This is a genomic window from Streptomyces sp. NPDC039609 (assembly GCF_055596705.1).
Window position 1 is genome coordinate 106,261 of the sequence record NZ_JBVIUJ010000011.1, and the last position, 24,743, is coordinate 131,003.

Below are 24,743 nucleotides of genomic sequence, written 5' to 3' on the forward strand. Positions count from 1 at the left end.
CCTCGCGCCCAGCGCGTCGAGTGCTGCAAACGAGGGGCCCGGACACTTCGGGTGACGAAGTGTCCGGGCCCCTCGGGGTGTTACGGGGTGCTGCTTCCGCTACTGGTTCTGGTTCTCACCACGGTAGAACTCGAACACCCAGCCGAACAGACCGACCAGGATCAGCGGAGCCGAGAAGTACAGGATCCACCAGCCCATCGCGACGGCGAGGAAGGCGAGCGCACCTCCTATGGCCAGCGACAGCGGCTGCCAGCTGTGGGGGGCGAAGAAGCCCACCTCGCCGGCCTCGTCCGCGACGTCGGCCTCCTTGTTGTCCATGGCCATCTCGTCGACACGCCGGGCCGTGAAGGCCAGGTAGTAGCCGACCATGATGCAGAGACCGAAGGCCAGGAACAGCGCCGTCGTACCGACCGGCTCCTTCGACCACACGCCGTAGAGGATGGCCATGGCGAGCACGAAGATGCTCAGCCAGATGAACAACCTGCCCTGGAACTTCACTTGCCGGCCTCCTTGCCACCCGTGAGGGCCACGGCCTCGTGCGGCTTGTTCTCGAGCTGGTCGACCGCCGCGATCTCAGGGTGGTGCAGGTCGAACGCCGGGGATTCGGAACGGATCCGCGGCAGGGTGAGGAAGTTGTGCCGCGGCGGCGGGCAGGACGTCGCCCACTCGAGCGAGCGGCCGTAGCCCCACGGGTCGTCGACCTCGATCTTCTTGCCGTACTTGGCGGTCTTCCACACGTTGTAGAGGAACGGCAGGATCGACAGTCCGAGCAGGAACGAGGAGATCGTCGAGATCGTGTTCAGCGCGGTGAAACCGTCGGCGTCGAGGTAGTCCGCGTAACGACGCGGCATACCCTCGGCACCCAGCCAGTGCTGCACCAGGAACGTGCCGTGGAAGCCGATGAACAGCGTCCAGAACGTGATCTTGCCGAGCCGCTCGTCCAGCATCTTGCCCGTGAACTTCGGCCACCAGAAGTGGAAGCCGGCGAACATCGCGAAGACCACGGTGCCGAAGACGACGTAGTGGAAGTGCGCGACGACGAAGTACGAGTCGGAGACGTGGAAGTCCATCGGCGGCGAGGCCAGGATGACGCCGGTCAGACCACCGAAGGTGAAGGTGACCAGGAAGCCGATCGTCCAGAGCATCGGTGTCTCGAAGGACAACGAGCCCTTCCACATCGTTCCGATCCAGTTGAAGAACTTCACGCCTGTCGGTACGGCGATGAGGAACGTCATGAAGGAGAAGAACGGTAGGAGGACGCCTCCGGTGACGTACATGTGGTGGGCCCACACGGTCACGGAGAGACCGGCGATCGCGATCGTCGCGGCGATCAGACCGATGTAGCCGAACATCGGCTTGCGGCTGAAGACCGGGATGACCTCGGAGACGATGCCGAAGAACGGCAGCGCGATGATGTACACCTCGGGGTGGCCGAAGAACCAGAAGAGGTGCTGCCACAGCAGCGCGCCACCGTTGGACGCGTCGAAGATGTGCGAGCCGAACTTGCGGTCTGCCTCCAGCGCGAAGAGCGCGGCGGCCAGCACCGGGAAGGCGAGCAGGACCAGGACACCGGTCAGCAGCACGTTCCAGGTGAAGATCGGCATGCGGAACATCGTCATGCCCGGAGCGCGCATGCAGATGATCGTGGTGATGAAGTTGACCGATCCGAGGATCGTGCCGAAGCCGGAGAAGGCCAGACCCATGATCCACATGTCGGCGCCGACGCCCGGCGAGCGGACGGCGTCCGACAGCGGGGAGTAGGCGAACCAGCCGAAGTCGGCCGCACCCTGCGGGGTGAGGAAGCCGGCCACCGCGATGATCGAGCCGAAGAGGTACAGCCAGTACGCGAACATGTTCAGCCGCGGGAACGCCACGTCGGGCGCGCCGATCTGCAGCGGCATGATCCAGTTCGCGAATCCGGCGAACAGCGGCGTCGCGAACATCAGCAGCATGATCGTGCCGTGCATCGTGAACGCCTGGTTGAACTGCTCGTTCGACATGATCTGCGTGCCCGGACGGGCCAGCTCGGCGCGCATGAAGAGCGCCATCAGACCGCCGATGCAGAAGAACACGAACGACGTGACGAGGTACAGCGTGCCGATCGTCTTGTGGTCGGTGGTCGTCAGCCACTTCACCACGACGCTGCCGGGCTGCTTGCGGCGTACCGGGAGCTCGTTCTCGTACGAGTCCTCAGCCGCGGCCGCACCCTGGGGTTCGTTGAGGATGCTCACAGTTGGTTCTTCTCCGCATTCCTGGCCGGGTCCGTCTGCTCGATGCCCGACGGGATGAAGCCGGTCTGCCCCTTCTCGGCCAGCTCCTTCAGGTACTTCTGGTAGCTCTCCGGGGAGACCACCTTGACGTTGAAGAGCATCCGGGAGTGGTCGACGCCGCAGAGCTCGGCGCACTTGCCCATGAAGGTGCCCTCCCGGTTCGGAGTCACCTCGAAGACGTTGGTGTGACCGGGGATGACGTCCTGCTTGAACAGGAAGGGAACCACCCAGAACGAGTGGATGACGTCACGGGAGGTCAGGATGAACCGGACCTTTTCCCCCTTCGGCAGCACCAGGGTCGGACCGGGGTTGCCCGTCTGAGGGTTCCGGTCTCCGGGGATACCGGCTTCGTAGACGCCCTCGGCGCCCTTGGGGAAGTCGTTGCTGTACTTGTCCGGGATCGCGTTCAGCTGCTTCTGTGCCTGAGGGTCACCGGTGGCGGGGTTGCCGTCCACGTCCTCGAGGTAGTTGAAGCCCCAGCTCCACTGGTAGCCGACCACGTTGATGGTGTGGGCGGGCTTGTCGGAGAGCGCGAGGAGCTTCGACTCGTCGCGCGCGGTGAAGTAGAAGAGCACCGACACGATGATGAGCGGAGTGACCGTGTACAGCGCCTCGATGGGCATGTTGTACCGCGTCTGCGGCGGTACTTCGACCTTGGTGCGGCTGCGCCGGTGGAAGATGACGGACCACAGGATCAGCCCCCAGACCAGCACGCCCGTGACGAGCGCAGCCGCCCACGAGCCCTGCCAGAGGGAGAGGATCGTGGGAGCCTCTTCCGTGACCGGGGTGGGCATACCAAGGCGGGGGAAGTCTTCCCAGTTGTACGAGCAGCCGGTGGCTGTCGCCAGGATCAGGCCCGCAGTCAGCACCTGCGGCAGCTTCCGCCGCATCGGGCGCCGAGACGTGGGGGTACCACCCGCGCCTTGGCTGCGGGGGAGGTCGGAGCCGTTGGGACTCACGTAGCGCCTTCCCGAGAGTCTCGGCCCGCGCTGGTCGGCTACGGCCGTCTCGCTGGTCGGTCGCCGCCCCGGCCGCGGGCAGGGGTTTGGATGTTTATGCGGACCAAACCCTACTGGACGCTATTTGGGGTCGCGCGGGGAGGGTGCCCAACGCGCCGTCCGACTCCCCGAAGGGATGGACGGGACCATTCCGCGGAGGGTCCCCGAGCGGTCCCGGACGCGCGATCGGCGGCGCGGGTCGGGCATCTGACGGGGCCTTGAGCGACGGGAGGCTAGCTTTGTCCGGTGCCCTACTTCGACGCCGCCTCCTCCGCCCCACTGCACCCCGTCGCCCGCCAGGCGCTGCTCGCCTCCCTGGACGAGGGCTGGGCCGACCCGGCCCGGCTCTACCGAGAGGGGCGCCGGGCCCGGCTGCTCCTGGACGCGGCGCGGGAGGCCGCGGCGGAGGCGGTCGGCTGCCGCCCCGACGAGTTGGTGTTCACTCCTTCGGGGACACGCGCGGTTCACTCCGGAATTTCCGGCGCCCTCGCGGGGCGTCGGCGTGTCGGAACGCGGCTCGTGGTGTCGGCGGTCGAACACTCCTCCGTCCTGCACGCGGGCGAGGCGCACGCGGCGGCGGGCGGGTCGCTGACGGAGGTCCCGGTGGACCGGTCCGGCGCGGTCGACCCCTCGGCGTTCGCCGCGGCACTGACGGAGGGGACGGCCCTGGCCTGTCTGCAGTCCGCCAACCACGAGGTGGGGACGGTGCAGCCGGTGGCCGAAGTCGCGGAGGCGTGCCGGGAGACGGGGGTGCCGCTGCTCGTCGACGCGGCGCAGTCGCTGGGGTGGGGACCGGTGGAGGGCGGCTGGTCGCTGCTCGCCGCGAGTGCACACAAATGGGGCGGACCGTCAGGGGTCGGGCTGCTCGCGGTACGGAAGGGGGTGCGGTTCGCGGCCCAAGGGCCCGCGGACGAACGGGAGTCGGGGCGGGCGGCCGGTTTCGAGAACCTGCCGGCGATCGTGGCCGCCGCGGCGTCGCTGCGGGCGGTGCGGGCGGAGGCGGCGGCGGAGGCGACACGGCTGCGGGGCCTGGTGGACCGGATCCGCGCGCGGGTGGCGGCGCTCGTGCCGGATGTGGAGGTGGTGGGTGACCCGGTGCGCCGACTCCCCCATCTCGTCACCTTCTCCTGTCTCTATGTCGACGGGGAGACCTTGTTGCACGAGCTGGACCGGGAGGGTTTCTCCGTTTCGTCCGGTTCGTCGTGCACCAGCTCGACGCTGACGCCCAGCCATGTGCTGCGCGCGATGGGAGTGCTGAGCGAGGGCAATGTCCGGGTGTCGCTGCCGATCGGGACACCGGAGGCGGACGTGGACCGCTTCCTGGAGGTGCTGCCGGGCGTGGTCGCGGGGGTACGGGAGCGGCTGGGCGCCCCGGAGGCGGTGACCAGCGCGGGGTCCGCGGGCTCGCTCGTGGTGGACGCGCTGGGCAAGCGCTGCCCGATCCCGGTCATCGAACTGGCGAAGGTGATCGACGACGTCCCCGTCGGCGGGACGGTCACGGTTCTCGCCGACGACGAGGCCGCCCGTCTGGACATCCCGGCGTGGTGCGAGATGCGTGGCCAGGAGTACGTGGGCGAGGAGCCGTCCCCGAAGGGCGGCACGGCCTACGTGGTGCGGCGGGTGGCGTAGAACTCCGCCACCCCTGCCCCCGGGGCCCGGGCGGCGTGAGCCGTCCGGGCCGGGGGTGCGGGACCGAGAGCCCTCGGCGTCAGGCCAGGTGCGCCTGGACCTCGGTCGCGGCCTCGTCGCCGTACGCCTTGGTGAAGCGCTCCATGAAGTTCGCGCGGCGCAGCGTGTACTCCTGGGTGCCCAGGGTCTCGATCACCAGCGTCGCGAGCATGCAGCCGACCTGGGCCGCGCGCTCCAGGCTGACGCCCCAGGACAGTCCGGTCAGGAAGCCCGCGCGGAACGCGTCGCCGACGCCCGTCGGATCGACCTTGGCGTCCTCCTCCGCGCAGCCGACCTCGATGGCCGGCTCGCCCGCGCGCTCGATACGGACACCGCGCGAGCCGAGGGTGGTGACCCGGTGGCCGACCCGGTCCAGGATCTCCGCGTCGCTCCAGCCCGTCTTGGACTCGATGAGGCCCTTCTCGTACTCGTTGGAGAAGAGGTAGGTCGCACCGTCGAGGAGGGTGCGGATCTCGTCGCCGCCCATCCGTGCGATCTGCTGCGAGAAGTCCGCGGCGAAGGCGATCCCCCGCGTCTTGCACTCCTCGGTGTGGCGCAGCATCGCCTCGGGGTCGTCGGCGCCGATCAGGACCAGGTCGAGGCCGCCGACGCGGTCGGCGACCGACTTCAGCTCGATCTGCCGGGCCTCGCTCATCGCGCCGGTGTAGAAGGAGCCGATCTGGTTGTGGTCCTTGTCCGTGGTGCAGACGAAACGGGCGGTGTGCAGGACCTCGGAGATCCGCACCGAGCCGGTGTCCACACCGTGGCGGTCGAGCCAGGCGCGGTACTCGTCGAAGTCGTAGCCCGCGGCCCCCACCAGGATCGGGTTGCCGCCGAGCTGGCCCATGCCGAAGCAGATGTTCGGGCCGACGCCTCCCCTTCTGATGTCGAGGTTGTCGACGAGGAAGGAGAGGGAGACCGTGTGGAGCTGGTCCGCTACGAGCTGGTCTGCGAACCGGCCGGGGAAGGTCATGAGGTGGTCGGTGGCGATGGAGCCGGTGACTGCGATACGCACGGCTGGGCGCTCCTGCGGGACGGAAAGGGGTTGACAGTTCACGCTACCGGGTGGGAGGCGCCCTGCCGAACAGTGGAAACTACCCCAGAGTAGGTCTTTTCCCTGGAGTCATGGCGTGCGTACGGTGCGTTTATGTCCACGTACCCCGCTCCTCGTGAGCATCAGGAGTCCGAGTTCAGCCTGGCCCAGCTGCGCGGCGACAGTGCGCGCATGGCCCCCCACTGGGTGGTTCCCGCAGCTGACGCCCCCGCCCCCGTCTCTCCCGCACTCATCCACGGCGTCGTCGTCCCACCCGCCTCGGCGCGGCTGATCGACGCCACCTCGGAATACGGCGGCTGAGGGACGGAACCACCCGCTCGCCCATTCCGTCCCACTGATGTCTCCCGGGGAGATGCCTTCCGGGTCAGGGACGAAGGAGCGATGTGGTGAGCGGTACGGAGAACCGGCGGATGCGGCACCGGCCGATGCTCGTCGCCTCGGTGGCGGCGAGCGTCCTGCTCGTCGGGGGCGGCGGGGTGTATCTCGCCGCTACGGCGACCGACGGCGATGCCACCCGGCCCGCCGGGGCGGCCGCTCCCCCGCCGCTGAAGCTCGACGGGAGGAGCGGCGACGACGGGCCCGGTATCGCGCCGGGTGAGCCCGACCCCAACGGCGGTGGCGCCGTCTACAAGGCCGAGGGCGACCTGCCCCAAGGGCCCTCCTCGGCCGCGGTCCACCGGCCCGACGGCCGGGTCACCTCGGCGGAGGTGACCCGGCTGGCGCAGGCGCTGGGCATCGCGGGCACGCCGCGCCTGGAGGGCGGGGTCTGGAAGATCGCGCCGGAGAAGGACGGCTCCGGGCTGCGGCTCGACGTGGCCGCCGAGGCCCCGGGCAGCTGGACCTTCTCGCGGTACGACGGGGGCCCGGTCGGCGACACCTGCCTGAAGGGCAAGTCATGCCCGCCTCCGGGCGAGGCGAAGCCCCCGAGCGGTGGGCCGGTGAGCGAGGCGGCGGCGAGGGCGGCGGCCACTCCCGTGCTGAAGGCGATCGGCCAGGAGGACGCCAAGCTGGACACCGGCCAGCTGATGGGCTCGGTACGCGTGGTCAACGCCGATCCGGTCGTGGGCGGGCTGCCGACGTACGGCTGGTCGACCGGGATCCATGTCGGCCCCGGCGGTGAACTGGTCTCGGGCAGCGGGCAGTTGAAGGATCCGGTGAAGGGCGACAGCTATCCGGTGATCGGGGCGGAGAAGGCGCTGGAGGAGCTGAACAAGGCGTCCTCCGGGCCGGGCTCGATCGGCATCGGCGGCTGTGCGACGGCTCCGCCGGCCGGCACGGAGGGCGGAGCGGACGCTCCGGCGACGACCTGTAAGCCGGACGCGAAGCCGAAGGAGCTGGCGGTCACGGGCGCGGTCTTCGGTCTCGCGTCGCAGTTCGTGGACGGTGAGCGGGCGCTCGTGCCGTCGTGGCTGTTCACGGTGGAGGCGGAGCCCGGCACGAAGCCGTACACGGTCGTACGAACGGCGGTGGCTCCGGAGCATCTGGCGCCCCCGGCGAAGCCCAGTCCGACGCCGCCCCCGACGCAGCAACCGGGCGAGGGAACGGCGCCCGAGCGGCAGCTCACGTCGTACCGGGTCGACGGCACCGGCACGAAGCTGTCGGTGACCTTCTGGGGCGGGGTGTGCAGCGAGTACACCGCGGCGGCCAAGGAGCGGGCCGACAAGGTCGCCGTACGGGTGACCGAGCGGCCGATCGACCCGGGGCGGGCGTGCATCGCCATCGCGGTGGAGGTCACCCGTACGGTGACCCTGGAGCAGCCTCTGGGCGGCCGAGCGGTCGTGGACGCGAGCGGGGAGCCCGTACCGCGCATGTGAGGCACACACGGCGCCACACGTACGAAGGCGGCCGCCCCGGAAGTCCGGGGCGGCCGCCTTCGTACGTCCGACCGACGACTTAGCTGAACGAGTCGCCGCAGGCGCAGGAACCCGTGGCGTTCGGGTTGTCGATCGTGAAGCCCTGCTTCTCGATGGTGTCGACGAAGTCGATGGAGGCGCCGCCCAGGTACGGGGCGCTCATGCGGTCGGTGACGACCTTGACGCCGTCGAAGTCCTTGACGACGTCGCCGTCGAGCGAGCGCTCGTCGAAGAAGAGCTGGTACCGCAGGCCGGAGCAGCCGCCGGGCTGTACGGCGACGCGCAGCGCCAGGTCGTCGCGGCCTTCCTGGTCGAGCAGGGCCTTGACCTTGGCCGCGGCGGCGTCAGACAGGAGGATGCCGTCGCTGACAGTGGTCTTCTCGTCCGATACGGACATCTGCTTCTCTCCCGGGTTGTACGGAGACTGCTTGCCGACGGTTGCAACCGGCGGGGCCCCGGATTCATTCCGGGCGAGGCTCGGCTTTCGCGTCTTGTCCCTTTCATGCTCGCACACCCGCTCGCGGACCGGCTAACGGCAAGATCCGATTCGGGGACCGCGAATTCGTCACATCGACACTATGGACATCGTCAAACTGACGTGAAGCGGTTATGATAGATAGCGTCATTTAGACGAAAAGGTCTTCCGTAGAAAGAAAGGGTGCGTGACGTGACCACCGCCCAGCCCCTGGACGTCCAGCCGACGCCGCTCGCCCTGCTGCTGCTCGGCCGCGAGGCCGACCCGAAGAGCGAGCGCGGAGTGGAGTGTCCCGGCGACCTTCCGTCGCCCTCCGACCCGGACCTCGTGGAGCGCGCCCGCGCCGCGAAGGAGAAGCTCGGGGACAAGGTCTTCGTCCTCGGCCACCACTACCAGCGCGACGAGGTCATCCAGTTCGCCGACGTCACGGGCGACTCCTTCAAGCTCGCCCGCGACGCGGCCGCGCGCCCGGAGGCCGAGTACATCGTCTTCTGCGGTGTGCACTTCATGGCCGAATCGGCCGACATCCTCACCACCGACGACCAGAAGGTCGTCCTGCCGGACCTCGCGGCCGGCTGCTCGATGGCCGACATGGCCACCGCCGAGCAGGTCGCCGAGTGCTGGGACGTGCTGACCGAGGCCGGGATCGCCGAGCAGGTCGTGCCCGTCTCGTACATGAACTCCTCGGCCGACATCAAGGCCTTCACCGGCAAGCACGGGGGCACGATCTGCACCTCGTCGAACGCCAAGCGCGCCCTGGACTGGGCCTTCGAGCAGGGCGAGAAGGTCCTGTTCCTGCCCGACCAGCACCTGGGGCGCAACACCGCAGTGCGCGAGATGGGCATGTCGCTCGACGACTGCGTCCTGTACAACCCGCACAAGCCGAACGGCGGCCTGACCGCCGAGGAGCTGCGGAACGCCAAGATGATCCTGTGGCGGGGTCACTGCTCGGTGCACGGCCGGTTCTCGCTGGACTCGGTCAACGACGTCCGCGAACGGATCCCGGGCGTGAACGTGCTCGTGCACCCGGAGTGCAAGCACGAGGTCGTGGCCGCCGCGGACTACGTCGGCTCGACGGAGTACATCATCAAGACGCTGGAGGCGGCCCCGGCCGGCTCGAAGTGGGCGATCGGCACGGAGCTGAACCTGGTCCGACGCGTGGCCAACGCGCACCCGGACAAGGAGGTCGTCTTCCTCGACAAGACGGTCTGCTTCTGCTCGACGATGAACCGGATCGACCTGCCGCACCTGGTGTGGACGCTGGAGTCGCTGGCCGAGGGCAACCTGGTCAACCGGATCGAGGTCGACAAGGAGACGGAGAGCTTCGCGAAGCTGGCGCTGGAGCGGATGCTGGCGCTGCCGTAACGGTTCTCCCGTACGTACGCCGAGGGCGCCCCGCATCGTGCGGGGCGCCCTCGGCGTGTGCGGCGGCGCCCTGCGGAACGCCGGAGGCCCGGCTCGGCACGAGTGCCGAGCCGGGCCTCCGTGGGGCGCCCTGGGGGTGTCAGATGTCCAGCGCGTCCAGCTTGTCCAGCAGGGTCGCGTCCGCGGGGGTCACGTCCGGCTGCTCGGGGTTGTCCAGGGAGCCGTCGCGCTTCTTCGCCTTCTTCGCCGCTTTCTTCTTCGCGCGGCGCTCCTTGCGCAGCTCCACCATCGCGTAGAGCGTCGGGACCAGCAGCAGCGTCAGCAGCGTCGAGGTGATCAGACCGCCGATCACCACCACCGCCAGCGGCTGGGCGATGAAGCCGCCCTCGCCGGTGATGCCGAGCGCCATCGGGAGCAGCGCGAAGATCGTCGCCAGTGCCGTCATCAGGATCGGGCGCAGACGGTGGCGGCCACCCTCGACGACCGCCTCGACGACGCCCAGGCCCTGGGCCCGGTACTGGTTGATCAGGTCGATCAGGACGATCGCGTTGGTGACCACGATGCCGATCAGCATCAACATGCCGATCATCGCCGGGACGCCCATCGCGGTCCCGGTCACGATCAGCAGACCGATCGCGCCGGTCGCCGCGAACGGGATCGACACCAGCAGGATCAGCGGCTGGATCAGGGACCTGAAGGTCGCGACCAGGAGCATGAAGACGATCGCGATGGCCGCGAGCATCGCCAGGCCCAGGTTGGCGAACGCCTCGGACTGGTCCTCGGAGACACCGCCGATGGACGCCGTCGCGCCCTCGGGCAGGTCGAGCGCGTTGATCTTCGACTGGAGCGCCGTGCTCACCGCTCCGGTGTTGTCACCGGTCGGCTTGGCCGTGATCGTCGCCGCGCGGGCGCCGTCGATCCGGGTCATCGAGACCGGGCCGGGGACCAGCTTCACCTCGGCGATGTCGCCGAGCTTGACCGGGCCCAGCGGCAGCTTCTTGAGGCCGTCCAACGTCGTGGCCGGGTTCGCCGAGGTCAGGACGACGTTCCGCTCGGTGTCGTCGAGGATCGCCTTGCCGGCGGGGGTGCCACGGACCGCCTGGGCGACGGCCATGCCGAGCGTCGTGTCGTCGAAGCCGAGGTCCGCCGCCTTCGCGTTGGCCTTGACGGAGATCCGCGGCACGGACTGCGACAGGTCGCTCTGGACGTCGGTGACGTCGTCGAGCTCCGCGACCTCGGCCTTGACCGCCTCGGACGCCTTCTTCAGGGTGTCCGCGTCGGAGGCCTTGACCACCACGCTCAGGTCCTGGCTGCCGAAGCCGTCGCCTGCCGCGATCGTCGTGTCGCCGATGCCGTCGAGCCTGCCGAGGGCCTCGTCGATGGCGTCGCGCGTCTTCTCGTACGTCGCCGAGTCCTCCAGGGTCAGCTGGTACGAGGCCTGGTTGGCGCCCGTACCGCCGCCGAAGGCCGCCATGAAGCCCGAGGAGCCGACCGTGACCTGGTAGTCCTTCACACCGTCGGTGGAGGCGAGGACCTTCTCCACCTTCCGTGCGGCCTCGTCGGCCGCCACGAGGCTGGTGCCCGGAGCCAGCTCCTGCTTGATGCTCATGACCTCCTGCTCGCCCTGGTCGAAGAAGTTGGTCTTCAGGAGCGGGGCCATGCCGAAGGTGCCGACCAGGACGACGATCGCGATCGCCACGCTGGTGAGGCGGCGACGGGTCGCGAAGCGCAGGACCGGGACGTACAGGCGCTGGAGGCGGCTCTTGTTCTCCTTCTCCTCCGCGAGGCGCCGGGCCTCGTCCGGGTCCGCCGACGTGCCCTTGGGGGCGCGCAGGAACCAGTACGAGAGAACCGGGACGACGGTGAGGGAGACCAGGAGCGAGGCGAGCAGCGCGGCGGTGACCGTCAGGCTGAACGAGCCGAACAGCTCGCCGACCATGCCGCCGACCAGACCGATCGGCAGGAAGACCGCGACCGTGGTGAGGGTCGAGGAGGTCACGGCGCCGGCGACCTCGCGGACCGCCGTGAGGATCGCCGACTGGCGCTCCTCGCCGTAGCCGAGGTGCCGCTTGATGTTCTCCAGGACCACGATCGAGTCGTCGACGACCCGGCCGATCGCGATCGTGAGGGCGCCCAGGGTCAGCATGTTGAGCGAGAGGTCACGGGTCCACAGCACGATCAGGGCCAGGACGACCGAGAGCGGGATGGAGACCGCGGTGACCAGCGTCGAGCGGATCGAGGCCAGGAAGACCAGGATCACGAGGACGGCCATGACGAGGCCGAGCGCGCCCTCGGTGGTGAGACCGGAGATCGACTTGGAGACGGCCGGGCCCTGGTCGGAGACGACCGTCAGCTCGGCGCCGGCGCCGAGGTCCTTGCGGAGCTCGGGCAGCTTGTCCTGGACGGCCTCGGAGATGGCGACGGCGCTGCCGTCGTTGTCCATGGTGGCCAGCACGGCCAGGCTGGGCTTGCCGTTGGTACGGGTGATGGAGACCCGGGAGGACTCCTCCTGCTTCACCGTGGCCACGTCGCCGACGCGGACGGCCTTGCCCTGCTCGGGCTTGACGCGCAGGTCCTGGATCTGCTGGAGAGAGGTGAAGCCGCCGCCGACCTGGACCGTGCGGCTCTTGCCGGCCTCGGAGAACGAGCCCGCCGGCACCGTCGCGCCGCCCGCCTGGAGAGCCTGGGCGAGCTTCATGGAGTTCAGCCCCGCCGCGGCGAGCTTCTTCTCGTCCGGGGTGACGGAGACCTGGAGGTCCTGGACGCCGTCGATGGAGACCTGGCCGACGCCGTCGATGTCTTCCAGGGCCGGGACGACGGTCCGCTCCAGCTGGTCGGCGAGCGCCTGCTGGTCCTTGTCGGAGGTGACCGCGAGGACGACGGTCGGGATGTCGTCCGTCGAACCGGCGACGACCTGAGGGTCGACGTCGTCCGGGAGCACCGCGCGCGCCCGGTTCACGGCCTGCTGGACGTCGGCGACGAGCTGCTTGGTGCCCTCGTCGCCGTAGTCGAAGGTGGCCATGATCACGGCGCTGCCCTCGGAGGCGGTGGAGGTCACGCCCTTGATGCCGTCGACGGCCTTGATGGTGTTCTCGAGCGGTTCGACGACCTGCTTCTCGACCACGTCGGGCGACGCGCCCTGATAGGGAGCGAGGACCGAGACCATCGGGAGCTCGATCGAGGGCAGCAGTTGCTGCTTCAGCTGCGGTATCGCTATCGCCCCGAAGACGATGGCGACGATGGACATCAGCCCGATCAGGGCCCGTTGCGCGAGGCTGAATCTGGACAGCCAGGACATGGGGTCTCTCTTCTGTGGCGTACTCGGCAGGCGGGCGCCAGGACGTTCCAGGGGTGCCCGCTTACACCTTCAGCCATGGGAAGCCCCGGATCCTCGGCCCCCGGGTCCAATTCCTTATCCCGCGCATACCGCGTCTGGAGTACGCCGGGGTACTCCCTCACTCCACCCTTGGACGTACCAGGCCGGACTCGTAGGCCGTGACCACCAGCTGGGCGCGGTCGCGGGCGCCGAGCTTGGCCATGGTCCGGTTGACATGCGTCTTGACCGTGAGGGGGCTGACCTCGAGGCGCTCGGCGATCTCGTCGTTGGAGTGGCCGCCGGCGACGAGGACGAGGACCTCCCGCTCGCGGGTGGTGAGGGCGGCCAGACGCTCGGAGTACGCCGGCCCGTCCTCACCGCTCTCGGAGTCCGAACTGCCGCCCTGCGCGAGGAACTTGGCGATCAGACCCTTGGTCGCGACGGGCGAGAGCAGGGCCTCTCCCGCGGCGGCGATCCGGATGGCGTTCAGCAGCTCCTCCGGTTCGGCCCCCTTGCCGAGGAAGCCGGAGGCGCCGGCGCGGAGCGACTGCACGACGTACTCGTCGACCTCGAAGGTGGTCAGCATGACGATCCGTACGGCGGACAGCTCCGGGTCCGCGGTGATCATCCGGGTGGCGGCGAGCCCGTCCGTGCCGGGCATCCGGATGTCCATCAGGACGACGTCGGCCCCCGTGGTCCGGGCGAGCGCGACCGCCTGGGCCCCGTCGGCGGCCTCGGCGACGACCTCCATGTCCGGCTCGGAGTCCACGAGCACCTTGAAGGCGCTGCGGAGCAGGGCCTGGTCGTCGGCGAGCAGCACCCGGATGGTCATGTGTCCTCCCCCGTACGGGCCGTTGCGGGCAGTATCGCCTGGACACGGAAGCCGCCGCCGTAGCGGGGTGCCGCGGTCAGCGTGCCGCGGAGCGCGGTGACGCGCTCCCTCATGCCGATCAGTCCGTGCCCGCCGGTGTCGGCGGGCGTCGCCGGCTGCGGCACTCCGCTGTCGAGGACGGTGATCTCGACGGTACGGCCGACCCGGACCACGCTCACCTCGGCCTTGGCGTCCGGGCCGGCGTGCTTCTGCACATTGGTCAGCGCCTCCTGGATGATCCGGTACGCGGCGAGGTCGACGGCGGCCGGGAGCTCGGCGTCGTCGTCCGCCCGGGCCAGCTCGACGGGGAGGCCCGCGTTGCGGAAGGTGGCGAGCAGCTCGTCGAGGACGGCGAGGCCGGGGGCGGGTTCGGTGGGCGCCTCGGGGTCGCCGGACTGGCGGAGCAGACCGACGGTGGCACGCAGCTCGTTGAGGGCGGAGCGGCTGGCCTCGCGGACGTGCGCGAGGGCCTCCTTGGCCTGGTCGGGGCGCTTGTCCATGACGTGGGAGGCGACCCCGGCCTGGACGTTGACCAGGGCGATGTGGTGGGCGACGACGTCGTGGAGGTCACGGGCGATACGGAGGCGCTCCTCGGCGACCCGGCGCCGGGCCTCCTCGTCGCGGGTCCGTTCCGCCCGCTCGGCGCGCTCGCGGATGGCGTCGACGAAGGCGCGGCGGCTGCGGACGGCGTCGCCGGCGGCCGCGGCCATGCCGGCCCAGGCGAAGACGCCGAGGTTCTCCTGGGCGTACCAGGGGGTGGGGCCGAAGAGCATCGATGCGCCCGACAGGACGCCCATGGTGAGCAGTCCGACGCGCCAGGTGGTGGGGCGGTCGGTGCGGGCGGCGACGGTGTAGAGCGCGATGACGGCGCTCATCGCGACCGGGGCCGGCCGGTCGTCGGTGATCAGTTCGACGAGGGTGACCCCGCCGGTGAAGGCGAGGACGGCGAGGGGGTCGCGTCGCCGCAGGACGAGCGCGGCGGCGCCGAGCACCATGAGGAGGACGCTGGTGGCGTCGGGGGTGCGGTCGCCGAAGGTGGGTCCGTTGGGGCTGCCGTGGGGGTCGGCGAAGGATCCCGTGACCATGCAGGCGAGCACGGCGAGGGCGAGGCCGGCGTCGAAGGCGAGGGGGTGGGCCCGCAGCCAGTGCCGGGCCTGCGGGAAGCCGCTGTCGAGGGAGGTCACGGAGCAACGGTACGGGGTGGTGGACACGGCAGCGCCCCGCTTCCCTGGTGCGGGAGGCGGGGCGCTGCCGTTGATGTCGGAGTCGTCAGCCCGGGATCAGCCCGTCGTCGGAGAGCATCTCCCGGACCTCTTCGAGCGTCGCGTCAGGTTCCGGAAGAATCAGTTCCGAGGGTTCCAGTGCCGCGTCGGGGAGCGGTTCGCCGAGGCGCCGGACCGCGTCGAGCAGGGCCGAGAACGTACGGCGGAAGCCGTCGGCGTCTCCCGACTCCATCTCGGCGAGCAGTTCGTCGTCCAGCTTGTTCAACTCGACGAAGTGACTGTCGGCCAGTTCCCACTGGCCCTCCCCCATGATCCTTACGATCATGACGCGCCGTCCTTACTGCTTGTCGAACCTCGGGTTGGAGGACTGCTGGCCCTGGTCCTGCGACGTTCCCGTACCACCCTCGATCGCCTGCTTCGCGTCCGAAGGGCCTCCCGCCAGCTCGGCCTTCATCCGCTGGAGCTCCAGCTCGACGTCCGTGCCGCCGGACAGCCGGTCCAGCTCCGCCTGGATGTCGTCCTTGGCCAGGCCCGACTGGTCGTCGAGCGCGCCCGAGGCGAGCAGCTCGTCGATCGCGCCGGCGCGGGCCTGCAGCTGGGCCGTCTTGTCCTCGGCTCGCTGGATCGCCACGCCGACGTCGCTCATCTCCTCCGAGATGCCGGAGAACGACTCGGCGATCCTGGTCTGCGCCTGCGCGGCGGTGTAGGTCGCCTTGATCGTCTCCTTCTTCGTACGGAAGGCGTCGACCTTGGCCTGGAGTCGCTGCGCGGCCAGCGTGAGCTTCTCCTCCTCGCCCTGCAGCGTCTGATGCTGCACCTCGAGGTCGCTCACCTGCTGCTGCAGCGCCGCCCGCCGGGACAGCGCCTCGCGGGCCAGGTCCTCACGGCCGAGCGCCAGTGCCTTGCGGCCCTGGTCCTCCAGCTTGGCGGACTGGCCCTGGAGCTGGTTCAGCTGCAGTTCGAGCCGCTTGCGCGACGTCGCCACGTCGGCGACGCCCCGCCGGACCTTCTGCAGGAGCTCCAGCTGCTTCTGGTAGGAGTAATCGAGGGTCTCGCGCGGATCCTCGGCCCGGTCGAGGGCCTTGTTTGCCTTCGCGCGGAAGATCATCCCCATACGCTTCATGACACCGCTCATGGGCTTCGCGCGCCCCCTTCTGACGGACTCGGCTCAAGCACTCCAACAGGATCCACAGTACGGTCCCTGCCTCCATTACCGCACTGTTCGGGGCCGGATGTGCTCCTCCCCAAGGACGACTACGCATGCGCTCTCTCAGGCCCAGGGTGTAGATGGACCTCAGGGAAAGCGTGCGTGTCGTCCGTGCGTACCCCCACAGACGCAGGCCGATACCGGATCGTTCCCGGCCGGACTGGGGTCCACACCCCCCACCACGTACTCTGGGGAATGTGTTCCGTAGCCGTTCCAAGGAAGAGAAGGCCCCCACCGACAAGGTGACGGCGGACCTCTCCAAGCAGCCCCGCGACCCCGAGGCCCCCAAGGGCCGCCCGACCCCGAAGCGGAGTGAGGCGCAGACCCAGCGCCGTCGCGCCGCGACGGTGCCGACCGACCGCAAGGAGGCCGCCAAGCGCCAGCGCGAGGCACGCCGCACCGACCTGGCTCGTCAGCGCGAGGCGCTGGCCAGCGGCGACGAGCGTTATCTGCCGGCCCGTGACAAGGGTCCGGTCCGCCGCTTCGTGCGCGACTTCGTCGACTCGCGCTTCTCCATCGCGGAGTTCTTCCTCCCGATGGCCGTGGTGATCCTCGTCCTGTCGATGATCCGTGTCCCGGCGCTGCAGAACATCTCGCTGCTGCTCTGGCTCGGTGTGATCGTGATGATCGTCATCGACTCGATCGGCATCTGGCTCCGTCTGAAGAAGCAGCTGAACGAGCGCTTCCCGAACGAGCCGAAGCGGGGTGCCGTGGCCTACGGCCTGATGCGTACGCTCCAGATGCGCCGACTGCGACTGCCGAAGCCGCAGGTCAAGCGCGGAGAGCGGCCCTGAGCACGAACGGCTCCGGTTCCGGCGCGGGCAGCGGTCCGCTGCTGCCCGCCGCCTCCCCGTGGCCGAGCGGTTACGGGGGGTTGCGCGAGACCGTCCGTCAGGAGCTCATCGCGCGCCAGCTCGACGAGCAGATAGCCGGCCGCTACCCGGTGGGGCAGCGGCTGCGGATCCTGGACGCGGGCATGGGGCAGGGAACCCAGGCGCTGCGGCTGGCACGGGCGGGTCACACGGTGACCGGCCTGGAGGCTGATCCCGAGCTGCTCAAGGCCGCCCGGGACTCGCTGGCCACCGAACCGGCCGGGATCCGTGAGCGGGTCCGGCTGATCGAGGGCGACGGCCGCGAGACCGGTGTGCACTTCCTGCCGGGCAGCTTCGACGTGGTGCTCTGCCACGGTGTCCTGATGTACGCGGACGAGCCGGACGCCCTGCTCGCGGGCCTCGCCCGGATGCTGGCCCCCGGAGGTCTGCTCTCCCTCGTCGTACGGAACGCGGACGCGCTGGCCATGCGGCCCGGCCTGGCCGGGGACTGGTCGGGCGCGCTGACCGGCTTCGAGTCGGACACGTACACCGACGACAACGGATTCAAGGTGCGGGCCGACCGGCTCGACGCGCTGACGTCGACGCTGGCGGGGATCGCCGCACCGCTGCACGCCTGGTACGGCGTGCGGGTCTTCACCGACGGCATGGCGGGCGATGTGGGTCTGCCGGCCGCCGAGGAGCTGGAGCGGCTGCTCGCCGCCGAGGACCGCGCCGGGCGAGCGGAACCGTACCGCCGGATAGCGGCGCTGCTGCATCTGTGCGGTGTCCGGGGCTGACCCCCGCCCGCCCCCCGGGAAGCGGGACGGCGAGCGGCCGGGCCCGCGGAGGGACCGGCCGCAGGGAGTCCTACGCCTCCGCGTTCAGGGACATCGTGTAGATCTTGGTCTCGTCCTCGAAGAGCGTGGCCTGGTCCGCTCCGCCCTCGAGGAGGTCCTTCCAGACCTCACCGATCCAGGATTCGGCGTCGCCCTGGGTCGTCCACTCCTCCGGTTCCACCGCGGGAGCGGTCTCCGTGCCGTCGGACTTCTCGAACCGCCACGTCCATGCCATGTCCGCCTCCTGAGGCTCACCGGATGATCGGTTTCCTGCCCGCAGCGTAGCCGGGCGCGCACCCCTCGCGGTGACGCGGGAGGATCAATGCGTGGAACTGACTCTGCTCGGCACCGGCGCCCCCCTCGGGCTCCCCCGCCCCGACTGCCCCTGCGCCGTGTGCGCGTCCTCCCGCGGCGACCGGGCGCGGGCCGCCACCGCGCTGCTCGTGGACGAGGCGCTGCTGCTCGACCTGACGCCGGGGGCCGCGCTGGCCGCCGCCCGGGCGGGGCATTCGCTGGTCGGCGTACGGCAGGTGCTCCTGACGCATCCGCACGACGGACCGGCCGTGGAGGTGCCGGCCGGGCTGCCGTCCGCGGGACGGGTGCCGGACGGACGGGAGTTGACGCTGATCAGCGGGCACCGGGTCCGGGCCGTGCCGATGGACTCACCCGGTACGGGGTACGAGGTGACGTCCCCGGAGGGCGAGCGGCTGCTCTATCTGCCGCCGGGCGGCTCCCCCGCCGGACTGACCGACGATCACCGCAGCCCTTACGACATGGTCGTCATGGACGTCACCGGCCGCCCCGACGCGCTGGCCAGGCTGCGGGCGACCGGGGCGGTCTCCGCGAGCACCGATGTGATCGCCGTCCATCTCGACCACGACGTGCCGAACGGCGCGGAGCTGGACCGTCGCCTCGCCGCGGCCGGGGCGCGGATGGTGCCGGACGGCACGACCCTGTACGTCGGCGAGTATCACGCCGTGCCCGAGGTCCCGCGCCGCACGCTGGTGACCGGCGGGGCCCGGTCGGGCAAGTCGGTGGAGGCCGAGCGGCGCCTGGAGACGTTTCCCGAGGTGCTGTACGTGGCGACCTCCGGGACCCGCGAGGCCGACCCGGAGTGGGCGGAGCGGGTGGCCCTGCATCGGGACCGGCGGCCCGGCTCCTGGCGTACGGCCGAGACCTGCGACCTTGTACCGCTCCTTGCCGAGGCCGAGGGCCCGGCGCTGCTGATCGACTGCCTGTCCCTCTGGCTGACGGACGCGATGGACGCGGTGGGGGCCTGGGACGACGAGCGGTGGGCGGACGGCGGGCAGGAGGCGTTGCGGAAGCGGATCGAGGAACTGGTGGCGGCGGTCCGCGCCACCTCCCGTACGGTCGTCGCCGTCACCAACGAGGTGGGCTCGGGGGTCGTGCCCGCCACGGCGGCGGGGCGGCGCTTCCGGGACGAGCTGGGCCGGCTGAACGCGGCCTTCGGCGACGAGTGCGAGCAGGTGCTCCTCGTCGTCTCGGGACAGGCTCTGGTGCTGCGCGGGTAGGGTGCGATCACCGATGGCCACCGCCGACGCCACAAGGAAGAGCCTTGAACCTGGACGACTTCTCCGATCTGATCGAGCGCCCCGACGGCGGGATACGGCGTGACGCCGAGGAACGCCGGGATCGGTTGATCGTTCCGCCCGGTGCGCTCGGCCGACTCGACGAACTCGGCGAGTGGCTGTCGGCGGCGCAGGGTTCGGTCGAGGTGCGGGCGATCGAGCAGCCGCGCGTGGTGCTCTTCGCGGGCGATCACGGGGTGGCCTCGCTCGGGGTGTCCGGGCGTCCGGCCGGGACGGCCTACGAGCTGGTCCGCTCGGTCCTCGACGGCGCGAGCCCGGTGGCGGTGCTCGCCCGCGCGGCGAACGTCCCGGTGCGGGTGGTCGATGCCGGTCTGGACTGCGAGCCGGAGCTGCTGCCGGCCGAGGTGGTACGCCACCGGGTGCGGCGCGGCAGCGGCCGGATCGACGTCGAGAACGCGCTGACCACGGAGGAGACCGAGGCGGCGGTACGGCTCGGCATGGCGATCGCCGACGAGGAGGCCGACTCGGGTACGGATCTGGTCGTGCTCGGCGATCTGAGCGTGGGCGGTACGACGCCGGCCTCGACCCTGATCGCGGCCCTCTGCGGGACGGACGCCTCGGTGGTGACCGGCCGGGGCGGCGCCGGGATCGACGATCTGGCGTGGATGCGCAAGTGTGCGGCGGTCCGGGACTCGCTGCGGCGTGCCCGGCCGGTCCTGGGCGACCAGTTGGAGCTGCTCGCGGCGGTCGGCGGGGCGGACCTGGCGGCGATGACGGGCTTCCTGCTGCAGAGCGCGGTGCGCCGGATGCCGGTGATCCTGGACGGTGTGGTGGGTGCGGCCTGTGCGCTGGTGGCGCAGCGGGCGGCGTTCCGGGCGCCGGACTGGTGGCTGGCGGGTCAGGTCAGCGGTGAGCCGGCGCAGGCGAAGGCGCTGGACCGGATGGCACTCAACCCGCTGCTCGACCATGGCGTCTCCGTGGGCGAGGGAACCGGGGGCATGCTCGCTCTTCCCCTCGTCCAGGCCGCGGCGGCGCTCGCCGCGGAGCTGCCCGAGCAGCCGGAACTGACCATTCCGGACGATGCCGGGGCGGACTCCCCGGACGAGGAGAGCTAGTCGCGTCACGGCGCCGGAGGCAGTCGTTCCGCCACGCGCGGACGACCGCCTCCGGCGCCCCGCCATGGCAAGCGATGCCCCATAAGATCGCTTTTCATGGGAGAGGTCCGTTTGTCCACCGAAGGAACGCCCCGGGGCACCGTCCGTTCGCGGCGCAGCGCCGCGTTCGCCGTCTGGTACCTGCGCGCCGTCACGTTCATCAACTTCCTGAGCGCCGTGTGGGTCTCGCTCGGCCAGGACCTCCGCAGACACAACACGGACGACTACTTCACTCCGTACCTGCTGACCGCGGGCTTCGCCTCGGGTGTCTTCACGCTCTTCCTGGCGATCACCATGCGACGCCGCAAGCGCGCCGCCTGGATCCTCAACATCGTCCTCAGCGGACTCTTCCTCGCGCTCTTCGCCCTCGCGATGGCCTTCCCCGAGATCCGGCAGCACGCCCAGAACTGGATCTCGCTCGTCCTGACCGCCGGGTTCGTGCTCGCGCTGCTGCTCGGCCGCAAGGAGTTCTACGCGAAGGGCGACCGCTCCAACCCGCTGGCCGCCGCCGTCGTGGCGGTCGGCGGACTGCTCGTCACCTCCCTGCTCGCCGCCGTCCTCGTCACCGTCACCAACACCGCCACCGGCGGCTCCACCTTCCTGGAGCGCTGGCGGTACGGCGTGATGCGGCTGATCACCCTGGCCGCCGACGACTCGCGCTTCGACGGGATCGCCACCCCCGGCTGGGTCGACGTCACCATCAACGTGCTGTCCACGCTGCTGATCATCGCCGTGCTCTACGCCGCGTTCCGTTCACGCCGGGCCGTCGATCCGCTGACCGAGGGCGACGAGGAGAAGCTGCGGCTGCTGCTCGACAAGCACGGCGACCGCGACTCGCTCGGCTACTTCGCCCTGCGCCGTGAGAAGAGCGTGGTGTGGTCCCCCAGCGAGAAGGCCGCCATCGCCTACCGGGTGGTCGGCGGGGTCTCGCTCGCCTCCGGCGACCCGATCGGCGACCCGGAGGCCTGGCCGGGGGCGATCGAACCCTGGCTGGCCGAGGCCCGCGAGCACGGCTGGGTCCCGGCGGTGATGGGCGCGAGCGAGGAGGCCGGCACCATCTACGCCCGGCACGGCCTGGACGCCCTGGAGCTGGGCGACGAGGCGATCGTGGAGACCGACGAGTTCACCCTCGACGGACGCGCCATGCGCACGGTGCGACAGGCCTTCAACCGGGTCAAGCGGGCCGGGTACGAGGTACGGATCCGGCGCCACGAGGACATCCCCGCCGACGAGATGGACGCGCTGCTCCGCAAGGCGGACGACTGGCGCGACGGGGCCACCGAACGGGGCTTCTCCATGGCGCTCGGCCGTCTCGGCGACCCGTGGGACGGCCGGTGCGTGATGCTGGAGTGCACCGACGGACAGGGCGAGCTGCGGGCGGTGCTGTCCTTCGTTCCCTGGGGCCCCAAGGGCCTCTCGCTGGACCTGATGCGCCGTGACCGGGACTCGGAGAACGGCCTGATGGAGTTCATGGTCATCGAACTTCTCCAGCGCGCCAAGGAGATCGGGATCACGCAGGTGTCGCTCAACTTCGCCATGTTCCGTTCCGTCTTCGAACGTGGCTCGAAGCTCGGGGCGGGACCCGTGCTGCGCATGTGGCGTTCACTGCTCAGCTTCTTCTCCCGCTGGTGGCAGATCGAGTCGCTGTACCGCGCCAACGCCAAGTACCGACCGATCTGGGAGCCCCGCTTCATGCTCTTCGAGAAGAGCGCCGACCTACTGCGCATCGGCCTCGCCGCGGGCCGCGCCGAGGGCTTCCTGGAAGCCCCCGGGCTGCCGAAGTGGATACACCGCAAGCACCTGGAGGGCCGGCGTTGAGGCCCGCCGTCCGGGAGTTCGCGCACCGCGAGTGGGGCCCGCTGTACACCGCCGTGCGGACCGCGCTCGTCACGAGGAAGTGGCGTGCCGTACCGATGACGCTGGCCGCCGTGTGCCTCACGGCGCTCTTCCAGCTCGTGCAGAACCAGGACTGGGGCTACCAGCCGGTCCAGAACATCGGCTCGGTGCGGGCCGAGGACCCGCTCTGGCTCGCCCTGCTCCGTACGCCGCTCTCGCTCTTCGTCCCGGCGCTCGACCTGCCGGTGTGGGGCGCGCTTGCGCAGGTCCTGCTGGTGTTCGGCATCGCCGAGATCTGTCTGGGGAGGTGGCGGACCCTCGCCATCGCGTATCTGGCGACGCTGGCCGGGACGTTGTACGCGCGGGTGGGCATCGCGCTCGGCCCGGACAGCCCTCTCGGGCTGCCCGCCTCGGACGCCCGGGTCGTCGACACCGGCCCCTCGGCGGCCGTGGTCGGCCTCGCCGTCTACGTCTGCTGGCGCCACCGGGCCCGCTGGACCGGGGCGCTGGTGATCGTCGCGATGGTCGTGGAGGTGCTGATCAAGAGCAACCTGGCGGGCAAGGAGCATCTGGCGGCGATCGCCGCGGTGCTGGTGCTCGTGGCGGTCACGGCGTGGCGGGAGCGCCGTCAGCCGCCACCGGCCCCCGGGCCGGAGCCGCGGCCGGGGACCCGCTCCTGGAAGCCGCCGATCAGATCCTGAGTCCGTCGGCGGACTCGGTCCCAGCGCCGGTCGTGCCGGTAGGTGCGCAGCCGGGACTTGGCGCGGGCCCGGTGGCGCCGGCGGTAGAAGTGGCGGGACCACCAGGAGCCGGGCCGGGCGAGCCGGACCGCTCCGACGATCGCGACGAACGGCACCAGGGTGCCCAGCACCGCGATCCGGAACTTCCCCTTCACCAGGGCGATCAGGACGAAGAGGAAGTTCACCACGATGGTGAGGACGACGGTGGCCCGGTTCTGGCGCTCGTCGGGGGTGAGTTCGTTGACGCCGAGCGGCGAGAAGCCGCCGAGGACCAGCACCACCAGCGCGGCGGTCAGGACGACCACCTCGACGCTCTTACGGCCCTGGTCGCTCCAGTAGACGTCGTCGAGGTGGAGGATGAGCGCGAACTCGTCGAGGACCAGGCCGGCGCCGACCCCGAAGACCGCCGCGAAGACACAGGCGGTGACCCCCTCCCGGCCGCTGGCGACCGCGCCGAAGCCGCCGACGACGGTGAGGACGACGCCGGGAACGACATGGTGGATGTGCAGCCCGCCGGCGGACTGAACATTGCCGAACGGGCCCTTCCCCGCCCTGATCATCCGCACGATCGTCCGCGTGACCAGGAAGGTCACCACGAAGGAGAACAGGGCGATGAGCAGCGGGAGCTTCCCGGGCTCGACGAAGTTGCTGTAGAACCAGTGACCCATGCCACCCGCTTCCGGTATGTACCTGATGCGCAATTTACAAGGTAGCGGTCTGCTTTACCCTGCCCGGATGGATGGCCTGCGTTTCGCCTTCGGCACTCTCACCGTGCTTCCCGCCCGCATCACCCGCTGGGACCGGGACGCGGCGCGCGCCGGCATGTTGTGGGCCCCGCTCGCGGGCCTCGTCGTGGGTCTCTTCTCCGCGGCGCTCGGCGGCCTGTTCCTCCTGTTCGGCTCCGGCCCGCTGCTCGCGGCCGTCGTCACCGCCGCCGTACCGGCGCTGATGACCCGGGGCCTGCATCTGGACGGCCTCGCGGACACGGCGGACGGGCTCGGCAGCGCCAAGCCCGCGGAGGACGCGCTGCGGATCATGAAGCAGTCGGACATCGGCCCGTTCGGTGTCATCGTGCTGCTCTTCGTCCTGCTCGCCCAGGTCGCCGCGTTGTACCGGTTGTACGAGGAGGGCTGGGCGTACGGCACGGTCGCCGCCGCACTCGCCGCGACCGTCGCCCGCCTCGCCCTCACCCACGCCTCCCGCCATGGCGTCCCGGCGGCCCGCCCGGAGGGCCTGGGCGCGATGGTCGCCGCCACGGTCCCGGTGCGCTCGGCCGCGCTGGTCACCGGGGGCGTCCTCGTCCTGTGCGCCGCCGCGGGCGCGCTCTTCTCCCCGTACGACGCGATCCGTCACGTCCTGGCGGCAGCGGCGGGGCTCGGCGCCGCGGCGCTGCTGCTGCGCCGGTGCGTGCGGAGGTTCGGCGGGGTGACCGGCGATGTGTTCGGAGCGGTGGAGGAGACGGCCGGGACGGTGGCGCTCGTCGCGCTGACGCTGGGGTGATCGTTCCGTGACCTG

Annotated in this window: 23 protein-coding genes; 11 read left to right on the forward strand and 12 right to left on the reverse strand. The window is 70.5% G+C overall.

The window, feature by feature from the left end:
- Window positions 1-99 precede the first annotated feature (99 nt).
- Genes ACZ561_RS29655 through ctaC form a run of 3 tightly spaced genes read right to left on the reverse strand, consistent with a single transcriptional unit; the run spans window position 100 to window position 3,229 of the window.
- Window positions 100-498: a cytochrome c oxidase subunit 4 gene (locus tag ACZ561_RS29655; protein ID WP_376446364.1), complete on the reverse strand. Its 399-nt coding sequence runs from the start codon at window positions 496-498 to the stop codon at window positions 100-102.
- Window positions 495-2,231 carry an aa3-type cytochrome oxidase subunit I gene (ctaD, locus tag ACZ561_RS29660; protein WP_471000643.1) on the reverse strand — a complete coding sequence of 579 codons (1,737 nt, stop codon included), beginning with the start codon at window positions 2,229-2,231 and terminating at the stop codon, window positions 495-497. Before ctaD ends, ACZ561_RS29655 begins: the two co-directional genes overlap by 4 nt.
- The gene (gene ctaC / locus ACZ561_RS29665; protein ID WP_471000646.1) at window positions 2,228-3,229 is read right to left on the reverse strand and encodes an aa3-type cytochrome oxidase subunit II; all 1,002 of its coding nucleotides are present in this window, start codon (window positions 3,227-3,229) and stop codon (window positions 2,228-2,230) included. The genes ctaD and ctaC overlap by 4 nt, the downstream gene beginning before the upstream one ends.
- Before the next feature lie 285 nt (window positions 3,230-3,514).
- Between ctaC and ACZ561_RS29670 the strand changes: the two genes are divergently transcribed.
- Window positions 3,515-4,897 (forward strand): aminotransferase class V-fold PLP-dependent enzyme, encoded by a 1,383-nt coding sequence (locus ACZ561_RS29670; RefSeq protein ID WP_471000649.1) that lies wholly within the window; start codon window positions 3,515-3,517, stop codon window positions 4,895-4,897.
- A 79-nt stretch (window positions 4,898-4,976) separates the two neighbouring features.
- Here ACZ561_RS29670 and ACZ561_RS29675 read toward each other — a convergent pair whose 3' ends face one another.
- Complete coding sequence (locus ACZ561_RS29675) at window positions 4,977-5,951, reverse strand: carbohydrate kinase family protein (RefSeq protein ID WP_471000652.1); 975 nt, start codon at window positions 5,949-5,951, stop codon at window positions 4,977-4,979.
- A gap of 132 nt (window positions 5,952-6,083) precedes the next feature.
- Between ACZ561_RS29675 and ACZ561_RS29680 the strand changes: the two genes are divergently transcribed.
- The gene (locus ACZ561_RS29680) at window positions 6,084-6,290 is read left to right on the forward strand and encodes a hypothetical protein (RefSeq protein WP_384528137.1); all 207 of its coding nucleotides are present in this window, start codon (window positions 6,084-6,086) and stop codon (window positions 6,288-6,290) included.
- 86 nt (window positions 6,291-6,376) lie between these two features.
- Complete coding sequence (locus tag ACZ561_RS29685) at window positions 6,377-7,804, forward strand: hypothetical protein (RefSeq protein WP_471000655.1); 1,428 nt, start codon at window positions 6,377-6,379, stop codon at window positions 7,802-7,804.
- A 79-nt stretch (window positions 7,805-7,883) separates the two neighbouring features.
- On the opposite strand, the gene ACZ561_RS29690 is transcribed toward ACZ561_RS29685, so the two are convergent.
- On the reverse strand, window positions 7,884-8,240 hold the full coding sequence (locus ACZ561_RS29690) for a HesB/IscA family protein (RefSeq protein WP_018848827.1): 357 nt from the start codon (window positions 8,238-8,240) through the stop codon (window positions 7,884-7,886).
- Between the two features lie 261 nt (window positions 8,241-8,501).
- Here ACZ561_RS29690 and nadA point away from each other — a divergent pair, with 261 nt between their 5' ends.
- Window positions 8,502-9,683 (forward strand): quinolinate synthase NadA, encoded by a 1,182-nt coding sequence (gene nadA, locus ACZ561_RS29695; RefSeq protein ID WP_376446752.1) that lies wholly within the window; start codon window positions 8,502-8,504, stop codon window positions 9,681-9,683.
- Between the two features lie 139 nt (window positions 9,684-9,822).
- On the opposite strand, the gene ACZ561_RS29700 is transcribed toward nadA, so the two are convergent.
- The 5 genes from ACZ561_RS29700 to ACZ561_RS29720 all read right to left on the reverse strand — a co-directional run bounded on the left by ACZ561_RS29700 (window position 9,823) and on the right by ACZ561_RS29720 (window position 16,228).
- On the reverse strand, window positions 9,823-12,981 hold the full coding sequence (locus tag ACZ561_RS29700; RefSeq protein WP_471000659.1) for an efflux RND transporter permease subunit: 3,159 nt from the start codon (window positions 12,979-12,981) through the stop codon (window positions 9,823-9,825).
- Window positions 12,982-13,138: 157 nt separating this feature from the next.
- Entirely contained in the window at window positions 13,139-13,831 is a 693-nt protein-coding gene (locus ACZ561_RS29705; RefSeq protein ID WP_376441019.1) for a response regulator, read from the reverse strand.
- Window positions 13,828-15,054: a sensor histidine kinase gene (locus ACZ561_RS29710; RefSeq protein ID WP_471000662.1), complete on the reverse strand. Its 1,227-nt coding sequence runs from the start codon at window positions 15,052-15,054 to the stop codon at window positions 13,828-13,830. Before ACZ561_RS29710 ends, ACZ561_RS29705 begins: the two co-directional genes overlap by 4 nt.
- Before the next feature lie 85 nt (window positions 15,055-15,139).
- Window positions 15,140-15,418 carry a PspA-associated protein PspAA gene (gene pspAA / locus ACZ561_RS29715; RefSeq protein WP_376441013.1) on the reverse strand — a complete coding sequence of 93 codons (279 nt, stop codon included), beginning with the start codon at window positions 15,416-15,418 and terminating at the stop codon, window positions 15,140-15,142.
- Window positions 15,419-15,430: 12 nt separating this feature from the next.
- Window positions 15,431-16,228 carry a PspA/IM30 family protein gene (locus ACZ561_RS29720; protein ID WP_471000665.1) on the reverse strand — a complete coding sequence of 266 codons (798 nt, stop codon included), beginning with the start codon at window positions 16,226-16,228 and terminating at the stop codon, window positions 15,431-15,433.
- Window positions 16,229-16,497: 269 nt separating this feature from the next.
- Between ACZ561_RS29720 and ACZ561_RS29725 the strand changes: the two genes are divergently transcribed.
- Both ACZ561_RS29725 and ACZ561_RS29730 read left to right on the forward strand, forming a co-directional pair.
- Window positions 16,498-17,094 carry a DUF3043 domain-containing protein gene (locus tag ACZ561_RS29725; RefSeq protein WP_329121412.1) on the forward strand — a complete coding sequence of 199 codons (597 nt, stop codon included), beginning with the start codon at window positions 16,498-16,500 and terminating at the stop codon, window positions 17,092-17,094.
- 80 nt (window positions 17,095-17,174) lie between these two features.
- Complete coding sequence (locus ACZ561_RS29730) at window positions 17,175-17,909, forward strand: class I SAM-dependent methyltransferase (RefSeq protein WP_471000668.1); 735 nt, start codon at window positions 17,175-17,177, stop codon at window positions 17,907-17,909.
- 70 nt (window positions 17,910-17,979) lie between these two features.
- On the opposite strand, the gene ACZ561_RS29735 is transcribed toward ACZ561_RS29730, so the two are convergent.
- Complete coding sequence (locus ACZ561_RS29735; protein ID WP_376441001.1) at window positions 17,980-18,183, reverse strand: hypothetical protein; 204 nt, start codon at window positions 18,181-18,183, stop codon at window positions 17,980-17,982.
- A 91-nt stretch (window positions 18,184-18,274) separates the two neighbouring features.
- Between ACZ561_RS29735 and ACZ561_RS29740 the strand changes: the two genes are divergently transcribed.
- The 4 genes from ACZ561_RS29740 to ACZ561_RS29755 all read left to right on the forward strand — a co-directional run bounded on the left by ACZ561_RS29740 (window position 18,275) and on the right by ACZ561_RS29755 (window position 23,189).
- The gene (locus tag ACZ561_RS29740) at window positions 18,275-19,480 is read left to right on the forward strand and encodes a bifunctional adenosylcobinamide kinase/adenosylcobinamide-phosphate guanylyltransferase (protein ID WP_471000671.1); all 1,206 of its coding nucleotides are present in this window, start codon (window positions 18,275-18,277) and stop codon (window positions 19,478-19,480) included.
- Between the two features lie 44 nt (window positions 19,481-19,524).
- On the forward strand, window positions 19,525-20,613 hold the full coding sequence (gene cobT / locus ACZ561_RS29745; RefSeq protein WP_471000674.1) for a nicotinate-nucleotide--dimethylbenzimidazole phosphoribosyltransferase: 1,089 nt from the start codon (window positions 19,525-19,527) through the stop codon (window positions 20,611-20,613).
- Between the two features lie 96 nt (window positions 20,614-20,709).
- Window positions 20,710-22,470 (forward strand): phosphatidylglycerol lysyltransferase domain-containing protein, encoded by a 1,761-nt coding sequence (locus ACZ561_RS29750; RefSeq protein WP_471000677.1) that lies wholly within the window; start codon window positions 20,710-20,712, stop codon window positions 22,468-22,470.
- The gene (locus ACZ561_RS29755; RefSeq protein ID WP_471000680.1) at window positions 22,467-23,189 is read left to right on the forward strand and encodes a hypothetical protein; all 723 of its coding nucleotides are present in this window, start codon (window positions 22,467-22,469) and stop codon (window positions 23,187-23,189) included. The genes ACZ561_RS29750 and ACZ561_RS29755 overlap by 4 nt, the downstream gene beginning before the upstream one ends.
- Here the strand turns inward: ACZ561_RS29755 and ACZ561_RS29760 are convergent.
- A complete protein-coding gene (locus tag ACZ561_RS29760) occupies window positions 23,117-23,896 on the reverse strand; it encodes a hypothetical protein (protein ID WP_471000683.1) in 780 nt (259 codons plus the stop codon). The two genes, ACZ561_RS29755 and ACZ561_RS29760, sit on opposite strands and share 73 nt — an antisense overlap.
- A gap of 67 nt (window positions 23,897-23,963) precedes the next feature.
- Between ACZ561_RS29760 and cobS the strand changes: the two genes are divergently transcribed.
- A complete protein-coding gene (gene cobS, locus ACZ561_RS29765; RefSeq protein WP_471000685.1) occupies window positions 23,964-24,728 on the forward strand; it encodes an adenosylcobinamide-GDP ribazoletransferase in 765 nt (254 codons plus the stop codon).
- Window positions 24,729-24,743 lie beyond the last annotated feature (15 nt).

What these genes read in the sequence shown, in the direction of transcription:
- pspAA (WP_376441013.1), bottom strand. Translation starts at nt 15,418, where the DNA reads ATGATCGTAAGGATCATGGGGGAGGGCCAGTGGGAACTGGCCGACAGT.
- ACZ561_RS29705 (WP_376441019.1), bottom strand. Translation starts at nt 13,831, where the DNA reads ATGACCATCCGGGTGCTGCTCGCCGACGACCAGGCCCTGCTCCGCAGC.
- ACZ561_RS29690 (WP_018848827.1), bottom strand. Translation starts at nt 8,240, where the DNA reads ATGTCCGTATCGGACGAGAAGACCACTGTCAGCGACGGCATCCTCCTG.
- ACZ561_RS29700 (WP_471000659.1), bottom strand. Translation starts at nt 12,981, where the DNA reads ATGTCCTGGCTGTCCAGATTCAGCCTCGCGCAACGGGCCCTGATCGGG.
- ACZ561_RS29680 (WP_384528137.1), top strand. Translation starts at nt 6,084, where the DNA reads ATGTCCACGTACCCCGCTCCTCGTGAGCATCAGGAGTCCGAGTTCAGC.
- ACZ561_RS29760 (WP_471000683.1), bottom strand. Translation starts at nt 23,896, where the DNA reads ATGGGTCACTGGTTCTACAGCAACTTCGTCGAGCCCGGGAAGCTCCCG.
- ACZ561_RS29750 (WP_471000677.1), top strand. Translation starts at nt 20,710, where the DNA reads ATGGGAGAGGTCCGTTTGTCCACCGAAGGAACGCCCCGGGGCACCGTC.
- ACZ561_RS29735 (WP_376441001.1), bottom strand. Translation starts at nt 18,183, where the DNA reads ATGGCATGGACGTGGCGGTTCGAGAAGTCCGACGGCACGGAGACCGCT.
- ACZ561_RS29720 (WP_471000665.1), bottom strand. Translation starts at nt 16,228, where the DNA reads ATGAGCGGTGTCATGAAGCGTATGGGGATGATCTTCCGCGCGAAGGCA.
- cobS (WP_471000685.1), top strand. Translation starts at nt 23,964, where the DNA reads ATGGATGGCCTGCGTTTCGCCTTCGGCACTCTCACCGTGCTTCCCGCC.